The following is a 19,387-nucleotide window of genomic DNA, read 5'->3' as shown; positions in this document are numbered from 1 at the left end:
ATTTGCAAAGTCATTAAATCTACTTTACCAGTAACATTATTAACGAGGCAAATGTTATAACTGAATGAGAATATAAAGAAAATGAATCACTATTACGATATTCAAAAATGTCTATAGCTGTGTTCAGAAGTTAAAAAGGCAGTGTGAAGAGTAAGCATAGAGTGTCATTAACTTTTTACAGATGCCTTTTTTATATACAACATCCTTGTTGTTTTTTATAGCTATTACTATTCAAAGTACAGAGTTTTCAATGGAACTTAAAACATCTTAAACCGAGTTCAAGTTAAATATTTACTTCATTGGTGTTCATTGCAAGATAATGAGTACACCGACATCACAGCGTCTCCTTATTGCAACTTGATATGTAACTCAAATACTTTGAAGCCTAAATCTTAATTGGTAACGGATATAAATTATTATGAAAAATTTAATGAGAATTAATTTTTCATAATAATTACTCAAGGGGAGTTAAGCTAATATATTGTTTGCACAAGTATATACTGGTAAACTTCGTCGTCACTAAATCTAGTGAGTAAGCTTTATGCTGTTATTCTTGTATTCTAATTTTAATTCAAGAATGAATAGCTGTATTTACCAAAATGTTTATAGTATTTAAGTTTTTAATTTGTCTGAAATACAAGCTATAAAGATAGGAACCTATTGTTAAAATGATAATCACCATGAAACAGTTTTTTAATCGTCGTAATTTTGACATAGCTAGCCCGATTGTTGCAGCTTTAATGATATTTACGCTTACACTTTTGACGGTACCAAATAAAGCCTTGGCTTTTGCTGCTGTTAGTCAGCAACAAATAGAGCAATTTAAAAAACTCCCTAGATCGCAACAAGAGTCGCTTGCAAAAAGCATGGGTATTGATCTTAATAGTATTCAAGGGCAAATCTCAGGTGGAAATGCATCGGGTGAAAAACTTAATACTGCAGTTTTTCCTCGTGGTACTCAATTTGATGCAGAAGGCAACCCTATCACTGAAGGCGAATTAACTGAGTTAGAAATATTAGAGGAAGACAACAAAGTAAAGCCCTTCGGTTATGATGTTTTTGCCAATGCCCCGCAAACTTTTGCTCCTACAATGGATATAGCCATTCCTGCTGATTATATTATTGGCCCTGGCGATCAAATTTCTATTCAAGTTTTTGGGAAAGAAAAGCATGAGCTTGAATTAGAAGTGAATCGTGAAGGACAAATAGTATTTCCCGAACATGGCCCATTTACTGTTTCAGGCTTAACATTTAACGAGATGAAAAACTTATTAACAGCACGAATTAAAGAAAAAATAATTGGTGTAGATGTGGTGGTTGGTATCGCTTCATTACGATCTATGCGTATTTTTGTTTTAGGTGATGCGCATAAGCCAGGGCCTTACACCTTAAGTTCATTATCAAGTATTACTCACGCTATATTCGCCGCGGGCGGTGTAAGTGACTTAGGTAGTTTGCGTACTATCCAACTCAAACGTTCAGGAAAATTAATTGATACCTTAGATTTATATGACTTATTAATAAAAGGCGATTCAAGCGGTGATTTATTATTACAATCTGGCGACGTGGTCTTTATTTCACCTAAAGGCGGCACTATCTCGGTTGAAGGTGAAGTTCGTCGTCCTGCTATTTATGAATTAACTGAGAACGAAAGTTTTGCTGACGTAGTAGCTATGTCAGGTGGTTTATTACCTACTGCATTTTCAAAAACAACACGAGTTGAGCGTTACAATCAAGGTGCTTTACGCTCTGTTGTTAATATTGATTTAACCAAAGACAGTGATTTAGCTAAAAAAGCTAAAGCAGGCGATGCCGTATTTGTAATGAAAGCAGCTGAAATGTTTGAGCAATCTATTACCGTTATAGGTGCGGTAACTCGTCCTGGTAAATATCAATGGCAAAATGGCCAACGTATTACCGATGTTTTCCCCGATATTAATTCGCATGTACTACATTATGCAGATCTTAACTACTCGCTTGTAGTTCGAGAAATTGATAACGCACGTAATATCGAAGTTTTACAGTTTGATCTTGCAAAAGCATTAGCGTCACCTGGTTCAAAAGATAATTTACTGTTACAGGGTAATGATAAAATACTTGTTTTTTCTAATATCCTAAAATCAGTTGACAATAAAGTTAATATAGATGCTTTAGCCTTTACCCAAGAAAATTTAGTTAGGAAAGAGCAAGACACAGCAAAGGACGAATATAATAAAAAACAATTTTGGTTGAAGTATGGTGATGAAGAGCAACTTTCAGCGTTAGACAGCGATAAAAACGCAGAAGCAAAGTTAATTGAGAGATCTATTGCTCAATTAAGTGGTGGCGATATAGAAGAAGATATAGATATTAAAGAATTAACTGTATTCTCTCGTCAACGCTTATTAATACCCATTATTGAGCAATTAAAGCGACAAGGACGCTCTGGCCAGCCTATATCATTAGTCGAAATTGATGGTGAAGTGAAGTTTCCTGGTGTTTACCCATTAGCTCAAGAGGGAAGGATTGACAATTTAATTAAAGCTGGAGGAGGGTTAACTGAGTCAGCTTACTTAGAACGATCTGAAGTAACTAGAAACCAAATTATAAATCATATGGCGCAACAAACGTCTATTTCGATCAACTTAGGCAATGCAATTAATGGTAATGAGCAAGACAATATATTACTTAAGTCAAAAGATAGGTTAAATATTCACAAAATACCCTCATGGAGTGAAAATAACGTTGTTGAGCTAAGAGGAGAATTTGTTTTTCCCGGTAAATATACAATTCGTCGTGGTGAAAGTTTAGCTGACTTAATCGTTAAAGCAGGCGGCTTCACCCAGTTTGCACATGAAGATGGATCAGTATTTACACGTACACAATTACGTAAAATAGAACAACAAAATCTCTTAAAATTAACGGCAGATTTACGCATTGAAATGGCATCTAAATCATTGACAGATGACGATTACTCTCAATCGTATGCTGAAGTGAAACAAATGTTAGCAGATATGGCAAATGTACAACCTGTAGGACGTTTAGTTATCGACTTGCCTAAAGTTATGACTGATGACAATTATGATGTTTTACTTGAAGGCGGAGATGTTCTTTATGTACCAACAAAGAAAAGCTCAATCAACGTTGTCGGTCAAGTACAAGTTACTTCGTCGCATATATATGATCCAAGCTTAACTGCCGATGATTATTTAGCACAAAGTGGTGGTAGTAAAAAACGAGCAGATGAAAGCAGAATTTATATTATTTCCGCAAACGGTAGTATTAAAATGATGAATAGTGGTAATTGGTTCACCGGTGATGTAGGTGATAATTTAAAACCAGGGGATACCATTGTTGTACCACTTGACGCTGAATATACGAATAATCTCGCTTTATGGTCAAGTGTTACTAGTATTATTTATAACTCAGCTGTGGCAATTGCGGCTATTAATGGTATTTAGTTAGCTTAGGATTTGGTTAATTTATATTATAAAATCAACAAAAAAACACTGTATATCAATCAAATAACTAAACTCTGTTATATTTTAGGGTATATTACCGCTCAATATTAATAGTTTATAACTAATGAAATGGACTTTGTATCCAAGACAATAGTTGGCTATTAATACCAGTTCCATTAATTAAGTGATCTATTTTAGCCCGTATAAATGTTCGCTTAGTTTGTGAGGTTGGTATAATAACAAATTCAAGATGTTAAGCTTAAAATAGCTTGTTGAGTAACTGTGCCTTAACCAGAGTTGAGGTTAGTTAACTTTGCAGTTAATATAAACGTAACCTAACTGTTATTAATTTGTAATATAACTAGTGTTTACTGTTCATATTAGTAAGCTAAGTACAGTAAACAGAACAGCTTCATCGTTAAATATCCAATAATATTGATTATTGGGTATTTTTGTTTTTAATTGTTTTCTCAATAACTTATCTAGTTAATTTTAGTATTTTTTTAAATCTAGCAAAATAATAGCTAGTAATAGCCATATCCCTTTAATCTTCGAGCAATCTAACGCCTGTAATAAAAGTGTCATATTACTCACTTATACTTCGCCTCATTATAAAATCATATTCTCACTATTAAATAAACTATCAAGTAGTTTATTGATGATAAGGTTAACGAAGTGACAACTCTTATTAGCTCTAACCGCAGTCGCGGGGTTAAAAACTCATTAGCAAGGTGGTTCATCACCTTAGGCGGTATTAGCGTTTTATTTACGTTAGTACTCATTTTCTTATATTTACTTTATGTTGTTAAACCTGTTTTTGAATCTGCGGAAATAGAAAATAACGTTAATATAAGTCTGCAGTTAGTAAATTCGGAAAAAGTATTAGCAACAGGTGTTGACGAGCTACAAGAAGTTGCTTATCAAATTAATGATGCGGGCACTATTAATTTTTATCATTTGAAAAGTAGCACTAAAGGTGTAAATAAAGCATTTAATCTAGGTGATGTCGCTTTATCTCAATCATTACTTGAAAGTGATGACTTCGCTGAAAAAAAAATCACAAGTATTGTTGATTCCTTTTCTGAAAATAAATTAATCCACACTGTTGCAGGGAAAACATTACTTGTAGCACCTAGTTTTTTTGCCAGCTATGAAAAAGATATTCGAGAAATAATCCCGCAAGTTAACTATCCGTTAGGTCAAGATGCTTTAATTATTGATGAGCAAGAAATGCCTTTATCAAAATTATCTTTCGCTATGAACGATGAATTAATTGTTTTTGTGGGTTTTACAGAAGATAACCGTTTAATTAAAACTACCTATATTGCAGAAGATGATTTTGGCTCTTCAAATGATGGTTATGATGTTGAATACGAAACGGTTTTTCAAGAAATTGATTTCGAACACCATGTTGATGAGGTTCATGTTACTCCCGATTTAAATTTAGCTTTTATTCGTAGTGACTCAACAGTGTATGTGTATGATCTAAATGAAGAGTATGATGCAGAATTAAAAGCAACTATCACCCCAACACTGAAAAACTCTGATACTTACTTAACGTCAATGGCATTGCTTTCTGGTAGTAGCTCAGTATTACTTGGTGACAGTAGCGGTCGTGTTAGTCAATGGTTTGAAGTAGCAACGGATAATGGTCGTCAGTTTAAACAAATTAGAACCTTTGAAACTGATAATGATAACAAATTATCAAATGCCATTACGGCAATCCATACTGAACGTTTTAGAAAAAGTTTTTACACTATGACTAACAGTGGTTTAGTTAATGTGTTTTATACCACGAGTGACGCACATTTATGGCAGGGTCAATTAGTTAATGCTGCAACTGAAGCTTTTGCTATAGCTCCTCGCTCAAATGGCTTAATTACCGTTAGCAAAGACTCAGCTAATAACATTAACTTGCAAACCTTTAGTGTGACCAATGAACATCCTGAGGTAACTTGGCAAGCATTATGGCAAGAAGTTTGGTATGAAGGTTACCCTGAGCCTGATTATGTTTGGCAATCAACTTCTGGTTCTGATGATTTTGAAGGTAAGTTCTCCTTAGTTCCTATTTCATTTGGTACGGTTAAAGCGGCGCTATATGCCATGTTATTTGCCGTGCCAATTGCTTTAACTGCAGCTATATATACCGCTTATTTTATGACACCCGCTATGCGTAAAAAAGTAAAGCCTACCATTGAAATGATGGAAGCATTACCTACCGTTATTTTAGGTTTTTTGGCTGGCTTATGGTTGGCGCCAATAATGGAAGAATATTTACCAGCAATTTTCTTACTGTTCTTTTTCTTACCACTAGCAACACTCATTACGGCTTTTGCGTGGCACAACCTACCAAATGAATGGAAAGAGAAAATACCAGAAACCCTAGCACCTTTATTACTTATTCCTGTACTCGTGTTGGCTATTTACTTGGCTTTTTCTTTATCGGGGGTACTTGAAAGTACTTTATTTCAAGGAGATATGCGTCAATATTTAACCAATGATCTTGGTATCGACTTTGACCAACGTAATGCACTAGTTGTAGGTCTTGCTATGGGTTTCGCGGTTATTCCTACCATATTTTCTATGGCTGAAGATGCAATTTTTAGTGTGCCAAGCCACTTAACAAGTGGTTCCTTAGCATTGGGTGCTACACAATGGCAAACCTTAGCTAAAGTTGTCTTACTTACTGCCAGCCCTGGTATATTCTCAGCTGTTATGATGGGCTTAGGTCGAGCCGTTGGTGAAACCATGATTGTATTAATGGCAACAGGTAATACCCCTATTTTAGACTGGAGCATTTTCCAAGGAATGAGAACATTAGCGGCAAACATTGCGGTAGAAATGCCTGAGTCAGAAGTAGGTAGTTCACATTACCGCATCTTATTTTTAGCAGCTTTTGTACTATTTATTTTTACCTTCATTTTTAACACTATTGCTGAATTTGTTCGTCAACGTTTACGTGAAAAATACAGCTCAATGTAGGCAAGTTTATTTAGTCAATCAGTACAAGATTAGAAGTTAATTATTAAAGTTACAATAAAAGTTATAGAGATAAAGCAGTGTGTCAGCTTTAAGCTATATGATTAAATTTAAAATAAAGAATACGGAGTTGATGACTATCAATGAGTATTGTTTCTGTCTAAATTTAGCTATATAGCGACAAGATGATAACTACTTACCAATAAAGAGTTATTTATGAATAAATGGTTTAAATCAGGCTCACCGTGGATATGGTTATCAGCAGGTGGCGTAAGTATTAGTTTAATCTCAGTACTCGGCCTTTTATGGCTTATTGCTTCTCGAGGTTTATCTTATTTTTGGCCAAGTGACTTATATCAATTTGATATTACCGATCAAAATGGTGCTAAAAGTGTTGTTATTGGTGAGATCTATGATCGTGAAGAAATTCCTGTTAGTCAATTAGCACATTTAAACCTGCAACTTGATCCTAACCAAGAAGTGTTAGAACGCTTATTAATTAAAACCGGTAATAGAGAACTAGTTAGTTTAGACTTTCGTTGGTTATTAAGTAATTACATTACTAAAACTGAAAAACCAAAAGAAATAGCCGTTGTTGAACGTCGCACACACGGTAACTTTTATGGTTACATTGATAGCGTAGTACTTGACGGAAAAACTGTTGACCAAAGTGAGTTACCTAAACTTTTAGAGCGTGTTGACGCGTTTCAAGAGCAAATTGATGAATTACAAAAGTCAGATATTGGTGCAATCAATTACAAGTTAGAGCGTTTACGTTTACAAAAACGTAAATATCAATTAGATAACGAATTAACACCAGCTAGACAAGCAGAGATTGATAGCGAAACAGAGATTTTAAAACAAGATTACGAAAAACTTGAAGCTGAATTAATGGGTTACCGAGAAAAGGTAGCACGTGATCATATTGTAATGCGTGCTATGGACGGTCAACTAGTTACCGTTAACTTTGAACACATCTTAAAAGTAACTTTTAATAATCAACTAAATGTTTTTCAAAAAACAGGCATGTTCTTTAGCCAAATTTGGGGATTCTTAGTTGAAGACCCACGTGAAGCCAATACCGAAGGTGGTGTTTTTCCCGCTATTTTTGGTACGGTATTAATGGTGTTATTAATGACGATAATCGTCTCACCATTTGGCGTTATCGCCGCTATTTATTTACATGAATATGCAGGTAAAAATGCATTAACTAAAATTTTACGTATCGCGGTTATTAATCTCGCCGGTGTACCTTCCATTGTTTATGGAGTATTTGGTTTAGGCTTCTTTGTTTATATGGTGGGTGGTTCACTTGACCAATTATTCTATTCAGAGAATTTACCAAGTCCAACTTTTGGTACCCCAGGTGTTTTATGGTCAGCGTTAACTTTAGCAATATTAACATTACCGGTTGTTATTGTATCAACAGAAGAAGGCCTGTCTCGTATTCCATCGGCTATGCGACATGGCTCATTAGCACTTGGCGCAACAAAGGCAGAAACCTTGTGGCGTATTATCTTACCTATTGCTAGCCCAGCGATCATGACAGGTATTATTTTAGCGATAGCGCGCGCTGCCGGTGAAGTTGCACCGCTAATGTTAGTTGGTGTTGTTAAAATGGCACCTAACTTACCGTTAGATGGTAACTTCCCATTCTTACATTTAGATAGAAAGTTTATGCACTTAGGTTTCCACATTTATGATGTTGGTTTCCAAAGCCCGAATGTTGAAGCGGCACGCCCACTTGTTTTTGCAACCGCATTATTATTAGTGACTATAATTGTTGCTTTGAATATGACTGCTGTATCAATTCGTAATAAGTTACGTGAACGATATAAAATGCTAGAACATTAATATTTAATAAATAGTGCAGTAATAACTACTTGCACTATCTATATTTATAAGCAGCATTAAAAACAGTAGTAAATACTATAAACAATCAATATTTATAAAACCGTAAATGACTTTTTATAAGTATTGAACAATGAAAAAGAATTAGAGAATAGGCTATTATGATTTCTATTACCCCAAAAGCACAGGCTACAGGCTCAGAAACCTCTTTTGAGAGCAAGTTAGATTTAACCAACTTAACGCCAGAGCAAGTTGCTTTAGACATTAACAAATTGAATTTGTTTTATGGTAAGAAACAAGCGTTAAACAATATTTCAATGTCGATACCAAAAGGGCAGGTAACCGCGTTTATCGGTCCAAGTGGTTGTGGTAAATCAACGTTATTACGTTGTATTAACCGCATGAACGATTTAGTTGATGATTGTCATATTAGTGGTGAAATAAACCTGCACGGTAATAACATCTATAATAAACATGTTGATGTAGCCGAGCTTAGACGAAAAGTAGGTATGGTATTTCAGCGACCTAATCCTTTTCCGAAAACTATTTATGAAAATGTTGTTTATGGTTTACGTATTATGGGTGAAAACAATCGACGTAATCTTGATGAAGCCGTTGAAAAATCGTTACGCAGCGCAGCGCTTTGGAATGAAGTAAAAGACAGGTTACATGAAAGTGCGTTAGGTTTATCTGGTGGACAACAACAACGTTTGGTTATTGCTCGCGCTATTGCGATTCAACCTGAAGTATTATTACTTGATGAGCCAACATCGGCACTAGACCCTATTTCTACCTTAACGATTGAAGAGTTGATAAACGATCTTAAAGAACAGTTTACTGTAGTAATCGTTACTCATAACATGCAACAAGCGGCACGAGTGTCAGACCAAACCGCATTTATGTATATGGGCGACTTAATTGAGTATAGCGATACAAATACCTTATTTACGACACCACAAAAAAAGAAAACTGAAGATTATATTACCGGTCGTTACGGTTAATCGCTCGTATTAACAATTATCGTAGTAGTAATGATAATGAATAGTTTAAATAAAAGTTAAGCCTATAAAGTATTAACTTTTACAAGTACCTAGATAAAGTAGATACCTATAAAGGGATATATCATGGATAAGTTACAAATTGGCCGACATATTTCAGGTCAATTCAATGAAGATTTAGAGCGTGTTATCAACAATGTAATGCACATGGGCGGCTTAGTTGAAAAACAGTTAATTGACGCCTTAGCTGCTGTTGGTCAGTCTGATGTGAATTTAGCTAAACAAGTGTTGAGCAATGACTATCAAATTAACGCTTATGAAGTCAGTATTGATGACGAATGTACCCGCATTATTGCTAAGCGCCAACCAGCTGCTGGTGATTTACGTTTAATTATGGCCGTTGTGAAAACTATTGCAGACTTAGAGCGTATTGGTGATGAAGCTGAAAAAATTGCAAAAGTAGCGCTGGAAAGTTTTTCATCTTCACAGCAAGATTTACTTGTTAACCTTGATAATTTGGGTCGTCAAGTATTGGAGTTTTTACAAGCGAGTCTTGATGCTTTTACTCGTATGGATTTTGAAACGGCGATTAAAATACACCAAATGGATGATAAAATTAATCGTGAGTATGAAGCCTTAATGCGTCAATTAATGACTTATATGATGGAAGACCCACGTTCAATTCCACAAGTCATGACGGTAATTTGGTCAGCACGCGCATTAGAACGTATTGGTGATCGCTGTCAAAACATCTGTGAATATATTATTTACTTTGTAAAAGGTAAAGTTGTACGCCATACCACAGCAGAAGATATGCAAAACCTTTGAAAACATAAAGTTTCATCTGAGTGTAAATAATTATATTTAATTCAATTGATTACCTAACTATTTTATAAATAGGAAAACGTTAATAAAGTACAAAATAGTAATGATATATTCTTGATAGTATTGTCTAGCTAATATCTGAGTAGTGTTATGCTGATATTAGCATTTAACATTAACGGTTAAATGGGGTACTATCCGCGGCGAATAGCAATGACGAGAGTTATAGACTGACTGGACAAATTATGAATAAAAATACAATCTTAGGTGTATTTGCAAAATCACCGATAAAACCGTTAGTAAATCATATTCAAATAGTTGTTAAATGTAGCCAACAACTAATCCCTTTTTTTGAAGCTTGTACCGCTCAAGACTGGAATGAAGCGGCAAATGTTCGTCGTAAATTATCCAAGCTAGAGCAAGATGCTGATGCTGTAAAACGTCAATTACGTTTAGAACTACCAGGGGGCTTATTTATGCCTGTTGATAGAACAGACTTACTTGAGCTAGTGTCACAACAAGATAAAATAGCAAACAAAGCAAAAGATATTGCTGGTCGTGTTTTAGGGCGTAGCCTTGAAATCCCAGCAAGCTTACAAGCTGAATTTACTGCTTATTTAACACGTTGTATTGAAGCAACAGAAAAAGCTGAAGAAGCCATTAATGAACTTGATGACTTATTAGAAACAGGCTTTCGAGGCCGTGAAGTTCGTTTAGTTGAAAACATGATAAGTCAATTAGATGCTATCGAAGATGATACCGATAGATTACAAGTGTCAATACGTAAACATTTATTAGCGATTGAAAAGGACTTGAATCCAGTTGATGTAATATTCTTATATCAAATTATTGATTGGGTTGGTGATTTAGCCGATCTAGCTGAACGTGTAGGTGCGCGTTTAGAAATTCTTCTTGCTAGAAAATAAGGCTTAATTCATGGATATTATTCTTAACTCAGGTAGTACTTTTATTATACTTGCCGCTGTTGTCGGTTTTTTCATGGCATGGGGTATTGGTGCTAATGATGTTGCAAACGCAATGGGCACATCAGTTGGCTCTAAAGCATTAACAATTAAACAAGCTATCATTATCGCAATGATTTTTGAATTTGCCGGTGCTTACCTTGCCGGTGGAGAAGTAACATCAACAATACGTAAAGGGATTATTGATGCAAGTTACTTTATAAGTAGCCCTGAGTTACTTATTTACGGGATGATTTCAGCGCTTTTTGCTGCAGCAACCTGGTTATTAATTGCGTCAGCATTAGGTTGGCCAGTATCTACAACACATTCAATTGTTGGGGCTATTGTTGGTTTTGCTGCGGTAGGCGTTAGTGCTGAAGCAGTAGAGTGGAGTAAAGTTGTTGGTATTGTCGGCAGTTGGATTATCACCCCACTTATTTCTGGTGTTATTGCTTTTCTTATATTTAATAGCGCTCAAAAACTTATTTTTGATACAGACCATCCACTAAAGCAAGCTCAACGTTGGGTTCCTGCTTATATGTTTCTTGCCGGGTTTGTTTTATCATTAGTTACTATCAAAAAAGGACTTAAGCATATTGGCTTAGACAATGTCGATTTAGGTTTTGTTAGTTTTGAACTTAATGGCCCCGGTGGCTTTTACTTAGCGGCGATTATCGCTGTGATTGTTGCGGCTATCGGTAAAATATTTATTAGGCGTTTACAGTTCGATGAAAATTTAGCGAAAGAAGCGCATTACGTTAATGTTGAAAAAGTTTTTGCTATTTTAATGATTGTAACTGCTTGTGCAATGGCGTTTGCTCATGGTTCAAATGATGTTGCTAATGCTATTGGCCCATTAGCGGCGGTAGTAAGTATTGTTGAGCACAATGGTGAAATTGCTGCTAAGTCAACGATTGCTTGGTGGATATTACCATTAGGTGGTTTTGGTATTGTTGCAGGTCTAGCTATATTTGGTCATAAGGTTATCGCGACTATTGGACAAGGCATCACGCATTTAACACCAAGTCGTGGTTTTGCTGCAGAATTAGCGGCGGCAAGTACCGTTGTTATAGCCTCTGGTGCTGGTTTACCTATCTCTACTACCCAAACACTTGTTGGAGCTGTGTTAGGTGTTGGTATGGCGCGCGGTATTGCTGCTATTAATTTGAGTGTGGTTCGTAATATTGTAGTTTCTTGGGTAATTACCTTACCGGTAGGTGCTGGTTTATCAATCATCTTCTTCTGGATGATGCAAGCATGGTTTGGATAATTACTTAATCAAAGCGAAGTGATTTAACAAGTTATCTATTACAGTTAACTTGTTAATATTTTCAAGATACAAAAAAGCCGCAATTTATTGCGGCTTTTTTATTTTTACTTATTGATACATTAATTAAAAGGAACAAGCTGATTAGCTACGATTTGTTACTTCTAATAAGTGGTAACCAAATTGAGTTTGTACTGGGCCTTGCACTGTATTTAGAGGAGCTGAAAAAACTACTTTGTCAAACTCAGGAACCATTTGGCCAGGACCAAAACTACCTAAGTCACCACCTTGTGCATTTGACGGACAACTTGAATGTTCTTTCGCAACTTCAGCAAAGTCTTTACCGGCTTCTATTTCAGCTTTTAAGGCTAAACACTGTTCTTCTGTTTCCACTAAAAGGTGGCGTGCGCTTGCTTGAGACATACTTTTTTCCTATTTCTGTAATGTGAAATTATAGTTATATCGAAATATAGTTATATTAAAATATATATAATTGAGCCAACGTACAGTAACGCATATTTCCAACAATTGAAAGTCAGGCGGTTTAAGCTCGTAATATAGCAACAAATAAATGGATATATTGCCTGTGCATTGCCTGTATTTAGTCGCTTACAAAGAAAGCTTCTAATCAAAATAAACTTATGGGGTAATCTTTGTTTATTTGGGCGGTATAGGTTCGCACTTACCTTTAAATGTAGGTAGAATAACGGCAATATTATTAACCCAACTTATTAACTTATTATGCAATAACTGTGATCAGCTAGCCTCATCGTAATAACAGGCGGCTACAATTAATTGCTTAATTATGTAAGGATTATTGATGGCTTCTCTTCAGGAACAGCTGCTTAAAGCAGGATTAACCACTAAACAAAAAGCACGTCAGGCTAACTCTGACCAACGTAAAAAAAACAAACAAAAGCGTAGTGGTGTTGCTCACGGTGCTACTTTGCAAGAACAAGTAAAACAAGATTTAGCTATCTCAAAAGCAGACAAAGCCGCGAAAGATGCCGCGCTTAATGAAGCTAAAAAGCTAGAACTAGCGAATAAAGAACAGCAATTACGTATTAAACAAATACTTGAACATCATCAACTTAAAGGTGTTAGTGGTGATAATGAGTATAACTATACCTTTGCTAATAAAGTTAAAAAACTAGCGCTTGATAGCAATACGCATAAAGCATTGGTCAATGGCCGCTTAGCGTTATGTGGCTTAAATGAAACTACTTTTATTGTGACCAGTGAAACTGCAGCAAAAATAGCTGAATTAGATAGCAGTATTATTCTTGTGCAAAATGACAAAGTTGATACACCAGAGGTTGATGAAGAAGATCCGTATGCGGATTATCAAATTCCTGATGATTTAATGTGGTAATAAGCTGCAAACTAGTCTCATTTATTTCAGCTGTGTTTTACACTTCTATTTAGTGTTTACAATCACACTTTAAATCCACCTTAAATTTAAACTAAACTAAACTAAAGAGTTATTACTTACTATGTTAATGAAAGCAATCCGTTGGCCAATAGGGCAATTAATATTATTACTAAATGTGATATTTTCACCAAGTTCGCCTAAACGCACTGCCGACGAACAAGCAACGTTTGACGCCAAAACACAAGGGTTAAGTTTATATCAATTACCGTCATGCCCATTTTGTGTAAAAGTACGCAGAGCTATCAAACGTGAAGGCTTAACTATTGAGTTACGTAATATCAACGGTCAAAATGATTTTAGTGAGGAACTTACCCGTGAAGGAGGTAAACGTAAAGTGCCTTGTTTACGTATAGAAAAACAAGCGGGACAAGTACAGTGGTTATATGAATCAAACGATATAGTTAGTTATTTAGAAGCGCTAACTAAACCAAAATAAATACTTTGCTTTGAAATTATTTATCAGTTCAACGTGTCTATTAGGTTAATCACTTGATTTAAATTCTAGATGAAACCGAGTAGGCACTTTTATGTTAATAAAGTTCAAAAATAAAGACCAACTGAAAGCCTCTGACGTTACAGACGAGTCTGTTTATTTACAACGTCGTCAACTGGTTAAAAATATGGGTTTTTTAGGAGCAGGCGCTATACTTAGCTCTGCCATCGCTAAAAATGCTCAAGCAGGTTTTTTTGACAGTGCACCTGCTAAAAAAGATACCGTGTTCAAAACCACGGAGCTGAAATTTACCACCGATACAAAGAATCAATCTTTAATTAAAACCCCAGAAAATAAAATTATTACGCATAATAATTTTTATGAATTTGGCGCGCAAAAAAATCAGCCTGCAGAATTAGCACAAAATTTTAATGTTGATCCATGGCAACTTACTATTTCCGGTGAGTGTGAAAAACCGATAATGTTAGATTACGATGATTTAACTAAAATGTTTGCATTAGAAGAGCGAATTTATCGACTGCGCTGTGTGGAAACATGGTCAATGGTTGTTCCTTGGATTGGCTTTTCTTTAGCTGAGTTATTAAAGAAAGTAGTTCCTAATTCATCAGCTAAGTACGTACAGTTTGAAACCTTGTATGACCCCAAACAAATGCCAGGACAAGCAGACAGACGTTTAGGTGGGGGTATTTCTTATCCTTATGTTGAAGGCTTACGACTCGATGAAGCAATGAACCCGCTAACCTTGATGAGCGTTGGTTTATACGGTAAAACCTTACCACCGCAAAATGGTGCACCCATACGTTTAGTTGTACCGTGGAAATATGGTTTTAAAAGCATTAAATCAATCGTCTCTATTAAGTTAGTCAGTAAGCAGCCGAAAACGACCTGGCAACAATTAGCGCCTAATGAATATGGCTTTTATGCTAATGTCAATCCAAATCACGATCACCCAAGGTGGAGTCAAGCAAGTGAAAGGCGTATTACCTCTGGCGGTTTGTTTGCTCGCAACCGCATAGAAACATTACCGTTTAATGGTTATGGTGAACAAGTCGCTCACCTCTATAAAGGTATGGATTTAAGCAAGTATTATTAGAATAATAGTTATGACTATTAGTAATTGGAATCAAGTCAATGAACGCTAAGCTAAAAACATCAACTAAAGTCCTTTTACTAAAAGTTATTATTCACCTTTCAGCACTATTACCATTATTAAATCTTTATTATTTGGCGTTTACGGATCAATTAAGTGCCGATCCGGTACAGCGGGTTATTCATTTTACTGGTATTGGTGCTTTTAACTTATTATTAATTACCTTATTGGTTACCCCGTTAGCAAAAATATTGAAACAAGGATATTTATTACAAGTTAGACGTTTACTTGGCTTATACGCTTTTAGTTATGCTTTATTTCATGTATTAAATTTTATTTCTTTTGATTTACAGTTTGCCTGGTCACTTTTTTTTAATGAGGTTGTTAAACGCCCGTATATCTCTATTGGTATGGCGGCGTTTGTGTTGCTAACTTTATTGGCGATAACGTCTCATAATGCTTTGAGGCGAAAAATGGGAGCGTCTTGGCAAAAATTGCATAATTTTAATTACCTTATTGTGATTTTAGTTGCAGTACATTTTTATTGGTCAGTTAAGTCCGAGCTAATATCCCCTATGCTTTATATTCTGCTGACGATTATTTTATTAGCTTTTCGTCATCGAAAAATAAAAAGTCTATTACTCTTATTATTTTGTAAGGGTAAAAAGTAATTAGTCTTTGTACCTAGATTTTTTCTGCCTGTTCCTACTTTGTTCCCCTTTAGCCACAGCATATCCATTTTGTTTGCGTTAATTTTGTTGTACTATCTGTACCCTGTACCTCGAAAGTCTCTGCGATGCCTGTTTAGGTGTGTCGCCGCCCATATCCAACTAACTACTTTTTAAGTGCCTTTATGCGTTATATTTTTTATTTTATATTGCTTTATGTATTAGCTTTTAGCTTTGCCATTGAAGCACGCGAAAAAATAGGATTAGTGCTCAGTGGTGGTGGTGCAAAAGGCGCCGCTCATATTGGCGTTATCAAGGAGTTAGAAGCGCATAATATTCCAGTGGATTATATTGCTGGTACAAGTATTGGTGCTTATGTTGGTGGTATGTACGCATTGGGCTATAGCATTGAAGATATTGAAACCACCATGCTTGGCTTGAGTTGGTCAGATGGTTTTTCTGACAGTATCCCAAGAGAATCGTTGTCTTATATCAATAAACAACACCGAGATATGTATAATTTAGGTATTCGCTTAGGTTATAGCGACGCTGAATTTAAAGTGCCTCATGGACTCTTATTAGGGCAAACAGCCTACCAATTAATACAAACATCAACTGATGTGGTGGGTGTATTTACGAGTTTTGATGATCTTGCTATTCCATACCGTGCCGTAGCTTCTAATATTGCGACAGCAGAAATGGTCGTGCTTGACTCTGGTAGTATTAATCGCGCAATGAATGCGTCGGCTGCTATACCGGGGATTGTTGCTGCAGTTGAAATTGATGGGCAAATGTTAGTTGATGGAGGGATTACTAATAATATGCCGGTTGATGTAGCGAAAGCTATGGGTGCAGATATTATTATTGCAGTTGATATCGGCTCCCCTTTAGTTGCTCAAAGTGAATTAACCAGTACGGTTTCAGTAGTTAATCAGCTTTCCACTATATTGACTAATAATACTAGCTTAACGCAAAAAAAATTATTAACGGATAAAGATGTTTTATTACGTCCCGCGATTGATTTATTAGGGACCGCAGATTGGTCTATTATGCCTAAAGCCTTAGCATTAGGAGAAGAAGCTGCAAGAGCCCAGTTATCAATATTAAATAATTACTCACTAAGCGATGACGATTATCAGGCATACCAAGCTAATAAAAAATTAAAAAATCAAAAATTTCGCAATGAGTTTTCAGCAAAAATTATCGCTATTAATGTTGAAAATAATTCCAAAGTAGAGAACAAAGTTATACTCCAATACTTTGATGTTGAGTTAAATAAAGCACTATCTAAAGACGAATTAAATGCTGCCATTAATAGGGTTTTTGCATTAGATAAATTTGAACAGGTAACCGTTGATTTCATAAACACTGAAGCGGGTCGAATTATCACCTTGCATACTAAAGCTAAATCTTGGGGGCCTAATTACTTTGATTTTGGTTTTAATCTGCGAACAGACTTTTCTGATCGCTCTATTGCCACAATAAATATGTCCTATTTATTAACCGATATGAACAGCTATGGTGGTCGTTGGTTAAATGAGATTGAATTAGGTTGGGAGGTTGCATTATCGACAGAGTTTCATCAACCTTTCTTAAGAGAGCCTGATCTTTATACTCGTGCTCGTTTAGCTTTTGCCCAAGATAAGTGGGAAAAAACAAGTGAACGAGACGAATTAAAAAATGACTTCTATCGAGCGACATTAGCTTTAGGTTACGATTACTCTTTTAAAGGTATTTTTGAAGTCGGTGCTATTGCTGAAAAAGGGGAGCTTTCGGTTGATATTGTTGGCGCTGGTCGTTTAGGGTATGAGAGTGCAGGTACATTCATTGCTTATGGATATGATACATTAAATAGTATTAACTTCCCCACATCTGGCAACCAATTACATATAGAATTACAGTGGTTAAAAGATAAATATGATCAAGGTTTAGCACTTGAGGAAGACGATGAAACCTTAAGGCTAACCTTTAACTGGCGTGGCGCTGTAGGTATTGGGGGCCATACTTTTGTTGGGATTACATCGTTTACAACCCTTAAAAATGAAAACCCTTTTAATATTCATGTAACTGAATTGGGCGGTTTTTTAAATCTTTCGGGCTATCAAGAAGATGCGTTACTTGGTGTTCATTCGGCATTTGCTGCGGCTGTTTATCAATATGATTTAGGGCAAGATGTACCCGGCGGTTTAGACTTACCGTTGTATTTAGGTACTAGCTTAGAAGCCGGCAATGTCTGGAATGTTGATGAAAAAATTAATATTAATGAATTAATATATTCAGGTAGTGTTTATTTTGGCACTGATACTAGTGTTGGCCCTGCTGCTTTAGGTGTTGGTCTGGCCACAGATGGGGAGTATAGCTTTTTCTTATCGGTAGGTAAAAATTGGTAAAGTACCTTTTTATTCTTATTTAAATTCAACAGTAATCTATTAAATAGCAGGAAAATACGTCATGACTAAAAGTTTGTTAGAAAACCCTTTTACTAAAGTCACCACGCGAGTATTAAGTCAAAATGAGGGAGATAGCCATCAAGCACTTACTATTACGCATGCGCATTGTACTGCAGTTGTTAGCTTATATGGTGGTCATGTTTTAAGTTTTACCCCAACGGGGCATAAAGATATTTTTTGGTTAAGCGAACAAGCAAGTTACCAAAAAGGTAAAGCAATTCGAGGTGGCATACCACTGTGTTGGCCTTGGTTTGGTCCGTATAAAAGACCTGAACTTCAATCGATGGCAACACCACCGTTAGACGCAGAGGAAAAATCAAAGGTTAATATTACCGAAACAGAGCCATTACTATCGGCCTCTGTGAATCATGGCTTTGCTCGACAGTTACCGTGGACAGTTACAGATGTGAGTGCTGACGAGCAAGGTGTTACCCTGGTTTTAACTTTAGTCGGTGAAAACCAACATCCACTTTGGCCAAATGCTTACCAATTAACTCAGACACTATTTTTTGGTAAAAACTTTGAACAAACATTAGCGATGAGTAACCATAGTAAAGAAGATACACATTACTCGGCTGCTCTGCATAGTTATTTTAGCGTTAGTAATCCTGAAAATATTACTATTCCTGCGTTAACTGGTGTTGAATATGACGATAAAGTAACAGGCAAATCCAATGTGCAACAACAGTCTGTAAGTTGTGTTGGTGAGATAGACCGCGTATATCATAGTAGTGATAAGATGAGTCTCATTGACAGTCAGTGGCAGCGAAGAATTGATATAGTGAGTACACATTGTCAGCAGTGGGTGTTATGGAATCCAGGTACTGAATTAGCAAACTCTATGGCTGATGTTCACGATCATGGTGAACAAGAGTATGTTTGTTTAGAGGCGGCCAATACCCAATGGCAAACATTACCGGCAGGTAAAACGGTGACTATTAGCCAAACAATAAAGGTATCTCAACTTTAATTAC

General features: G+C 35.9%; 14 protein-coding genes. 13 read left to right on the top strand and 1 reads right to left on the bottom strand.

Annotation, left to right across the window (positions count from 1 at the left end; all coding sequences use genetic code 11):
• Positions 1-668 precede the first annotated feature (668 nt).
• The 7 genes from KO502_RS14890 (at position 669) to KO502_RS14860 (ending at position 12,322) form a co-directional block, all read left to right on the top strand.
• Positions 669-3,440, top strand: a complete 2,772-nt coding sequence (locus tag KO502_RS14890; protein WP_216023359.1) for an SLBB domain-containing protein — start codon at positions 669-671, stop codon at positions 3,438-3,440.
• A gap of 675 nt (positions 3,441-4,115) precedes the next feature.
• The gene (locus KO502_RS14885; RefSeq protein WP_216023358.1) at positions 4,116-6,422 is read left to right on the top strand and encodes an ABC transporter permease subunit; all 2,307 of its coding nucleotides are present in this window, start codon (positions 4,116-4,118) and stop codon (positions 6,420-6,422) included.
• Between the two features lie 213 nt (positions 6,423-6,635).
• A complete protein-coding gene (gene pstA / locus KO502_RS14880; protein ID WP_216023357.1) occupies positions 6,636-8,273 on the top strand; it encodes a phosphate ABC transporter permease PstA in 1,638 nt (545 codons plus the stop codon).
• Positions 8,274-8,431: 158 nt separating this feature from the next.
• Complete coding sequence (gene pstB, locus KO502_RS14875; protein ID WP_216023356.1) at positions 8,432-9,271, top strand: phosphate ABC transporter ATP-binding protein PstB; 840 nt, start codon at positions 8,432-8,434, stop codon at positions 9,269-9,271.
• A 123-nt stretch (positions 9,272-9,394) separates the two neighbouring features.
• Positions 9,395-10,096, top strand: coding sequence for a phosphate signaling complex protein PhoU (gene phoU, locus KO502_RS14870; RefSeq protein WP_216023355.1), 702 nt, complete (start codon positions 9,395-9,397; stop codon positions 10,094-10,096).
• A 239-nt stretch (positions 10,097-10,335) separates the two neighbouring features.
• A complete protein-coding gene (locus tag KO502_RS14865; RefSeq protein WP_216023354.1) occupies positions 10,336-11,016 on the top strand; it encodes a TIGR00153 family protein in 681 nt (226 codons plus the stop codon).
• 10 nt (positions 11,017-11,026) lie between these two features.
• A complete protein-coding gene (locus tag KO502_RS14860; RefSeq protein WP_216023353.1) occupies positions 11,027-12,322 on the top strand; it encodes an inorganic phosphate transporter in 1,296 nt (431 codons plus the stop codon).
• Positions 12,323-12,463: 141 nt separating this feature from the next.
• Here KO502_RS14860 and KO502_RS14855 read toward each other — a convergent pair whose 3' ends face one another.
• Positions 12,464-12,742, bottom strand: a complete 279-nt coding sequence (locus tag KO502_RS14855; RefSeq protein WP_216023352.1) for a peptidylprolyl isomerase — start codon at positions 12,740-12,742, stop codon at positions 12,464-12,466.
• Between the two features lie 397 nt (positions 12,743-13,139).
• Here KO502_RS14855 and KO502_RS14850 point away from each other — a divergent pair, with 397 nt between their 5' ends.
• The 6 genes from KO502_RS14850 (at position 13,140) to KO502_RS14825 (ending at position 19,383) form a co-directional block, all read left to right on the top strand.
• On the top strand, positions 13,140-13,691 hold the full coding sequence (locus tag KO502_RS14850) for a DUF2058 domain-containing protein (RefSeq protein ID WP_216023351.1): 552 nt from the start codon (positions 13,140-13,142) through the stop codon (positions 13,689-13,691).
• Positions 13,692-13,818: 127 nt separating this feature from the next.
• Positions 13,819-14,187 carry a glutaredoxin gene (locus tag KO502_RS14845; protein WP_216023396.1) on the top strand — a complete coding sequence of 123 codons (369 nt, stop codon included), beginning with the start codon at positions 13,819-13,821 and terminating at the stop codon, positions 14,185-14,187.
• A gap of 91 nt (positions 14,188-14,278) precedes the next feature.
• Positions 14,279-15,298 (top strand): protein-methionine-sulfoxide reductase catalytic subunit MsrP, encoded by a 1,020-nt coding sequence (gene msrP / locus KO502_RS14840; protein ID WP_216023350.1) that lies wholly within the window; start codon positions 14,279-14,281, stop codon positions 15,296-15,298.
• Positions 15,299-15,336: 38 nt separating this feature from the next.
• Positions 15,337-15,966: a protein-methionine-sulfoxide reductase heme-binding subunit MsrQ gene (gene msrQ / locus KO502_RS14835; RefSeq protein WP_216023349.1), complete on the top strand. Its 630-nt coding sequence runs from the start codon at positions 15,337-15,339 to the stop codon at positions 15,964-15,966.
• A 182-nt stretch (positions 15,967-16,148) separates the two neighbouring features.
• A complete protein-coding gene (locus KO502_RS14830; protein WP_216023348.1) occupies positions 16,149-18,353 on the top strand; it encodes a patatin-like phospholipase family protein in 2,205 nt (734 codons plus the stop codon).
• 61 nt (positions 18,354-18,414) lie between these two features.
• Positions 18,415-19,383 carry a D-hexose-6-phosphate mutarotase gene (locus KO502_RS14825; RefSeq protein ID WP_216023347.1) on the top strand — a complete coding sequence of 323 codons (969 nt, stop codon included), beginning with the start codon at positions 18,415-18,417 and terminating at the stop codon, positions 19,381-19,383.
• Positions 19,384-19,387 lie beyond the last annotated feature (4 nt).

The sequence above is a fragment of the Colwellia sp. E2M01 genome (genome assembly GCF_018860585.1).
Taxonomy (GTDB): domain Bacteria; phylum Pseudomonadota; class Gammaproteobacteria; order Enterobacterales; family Alteromonadaceae; genus Colwellia.
Note: the sequence above shows the minus strand (reverse complement) of the source record. Positions and strands in the feature narration are given on the sequence as shown.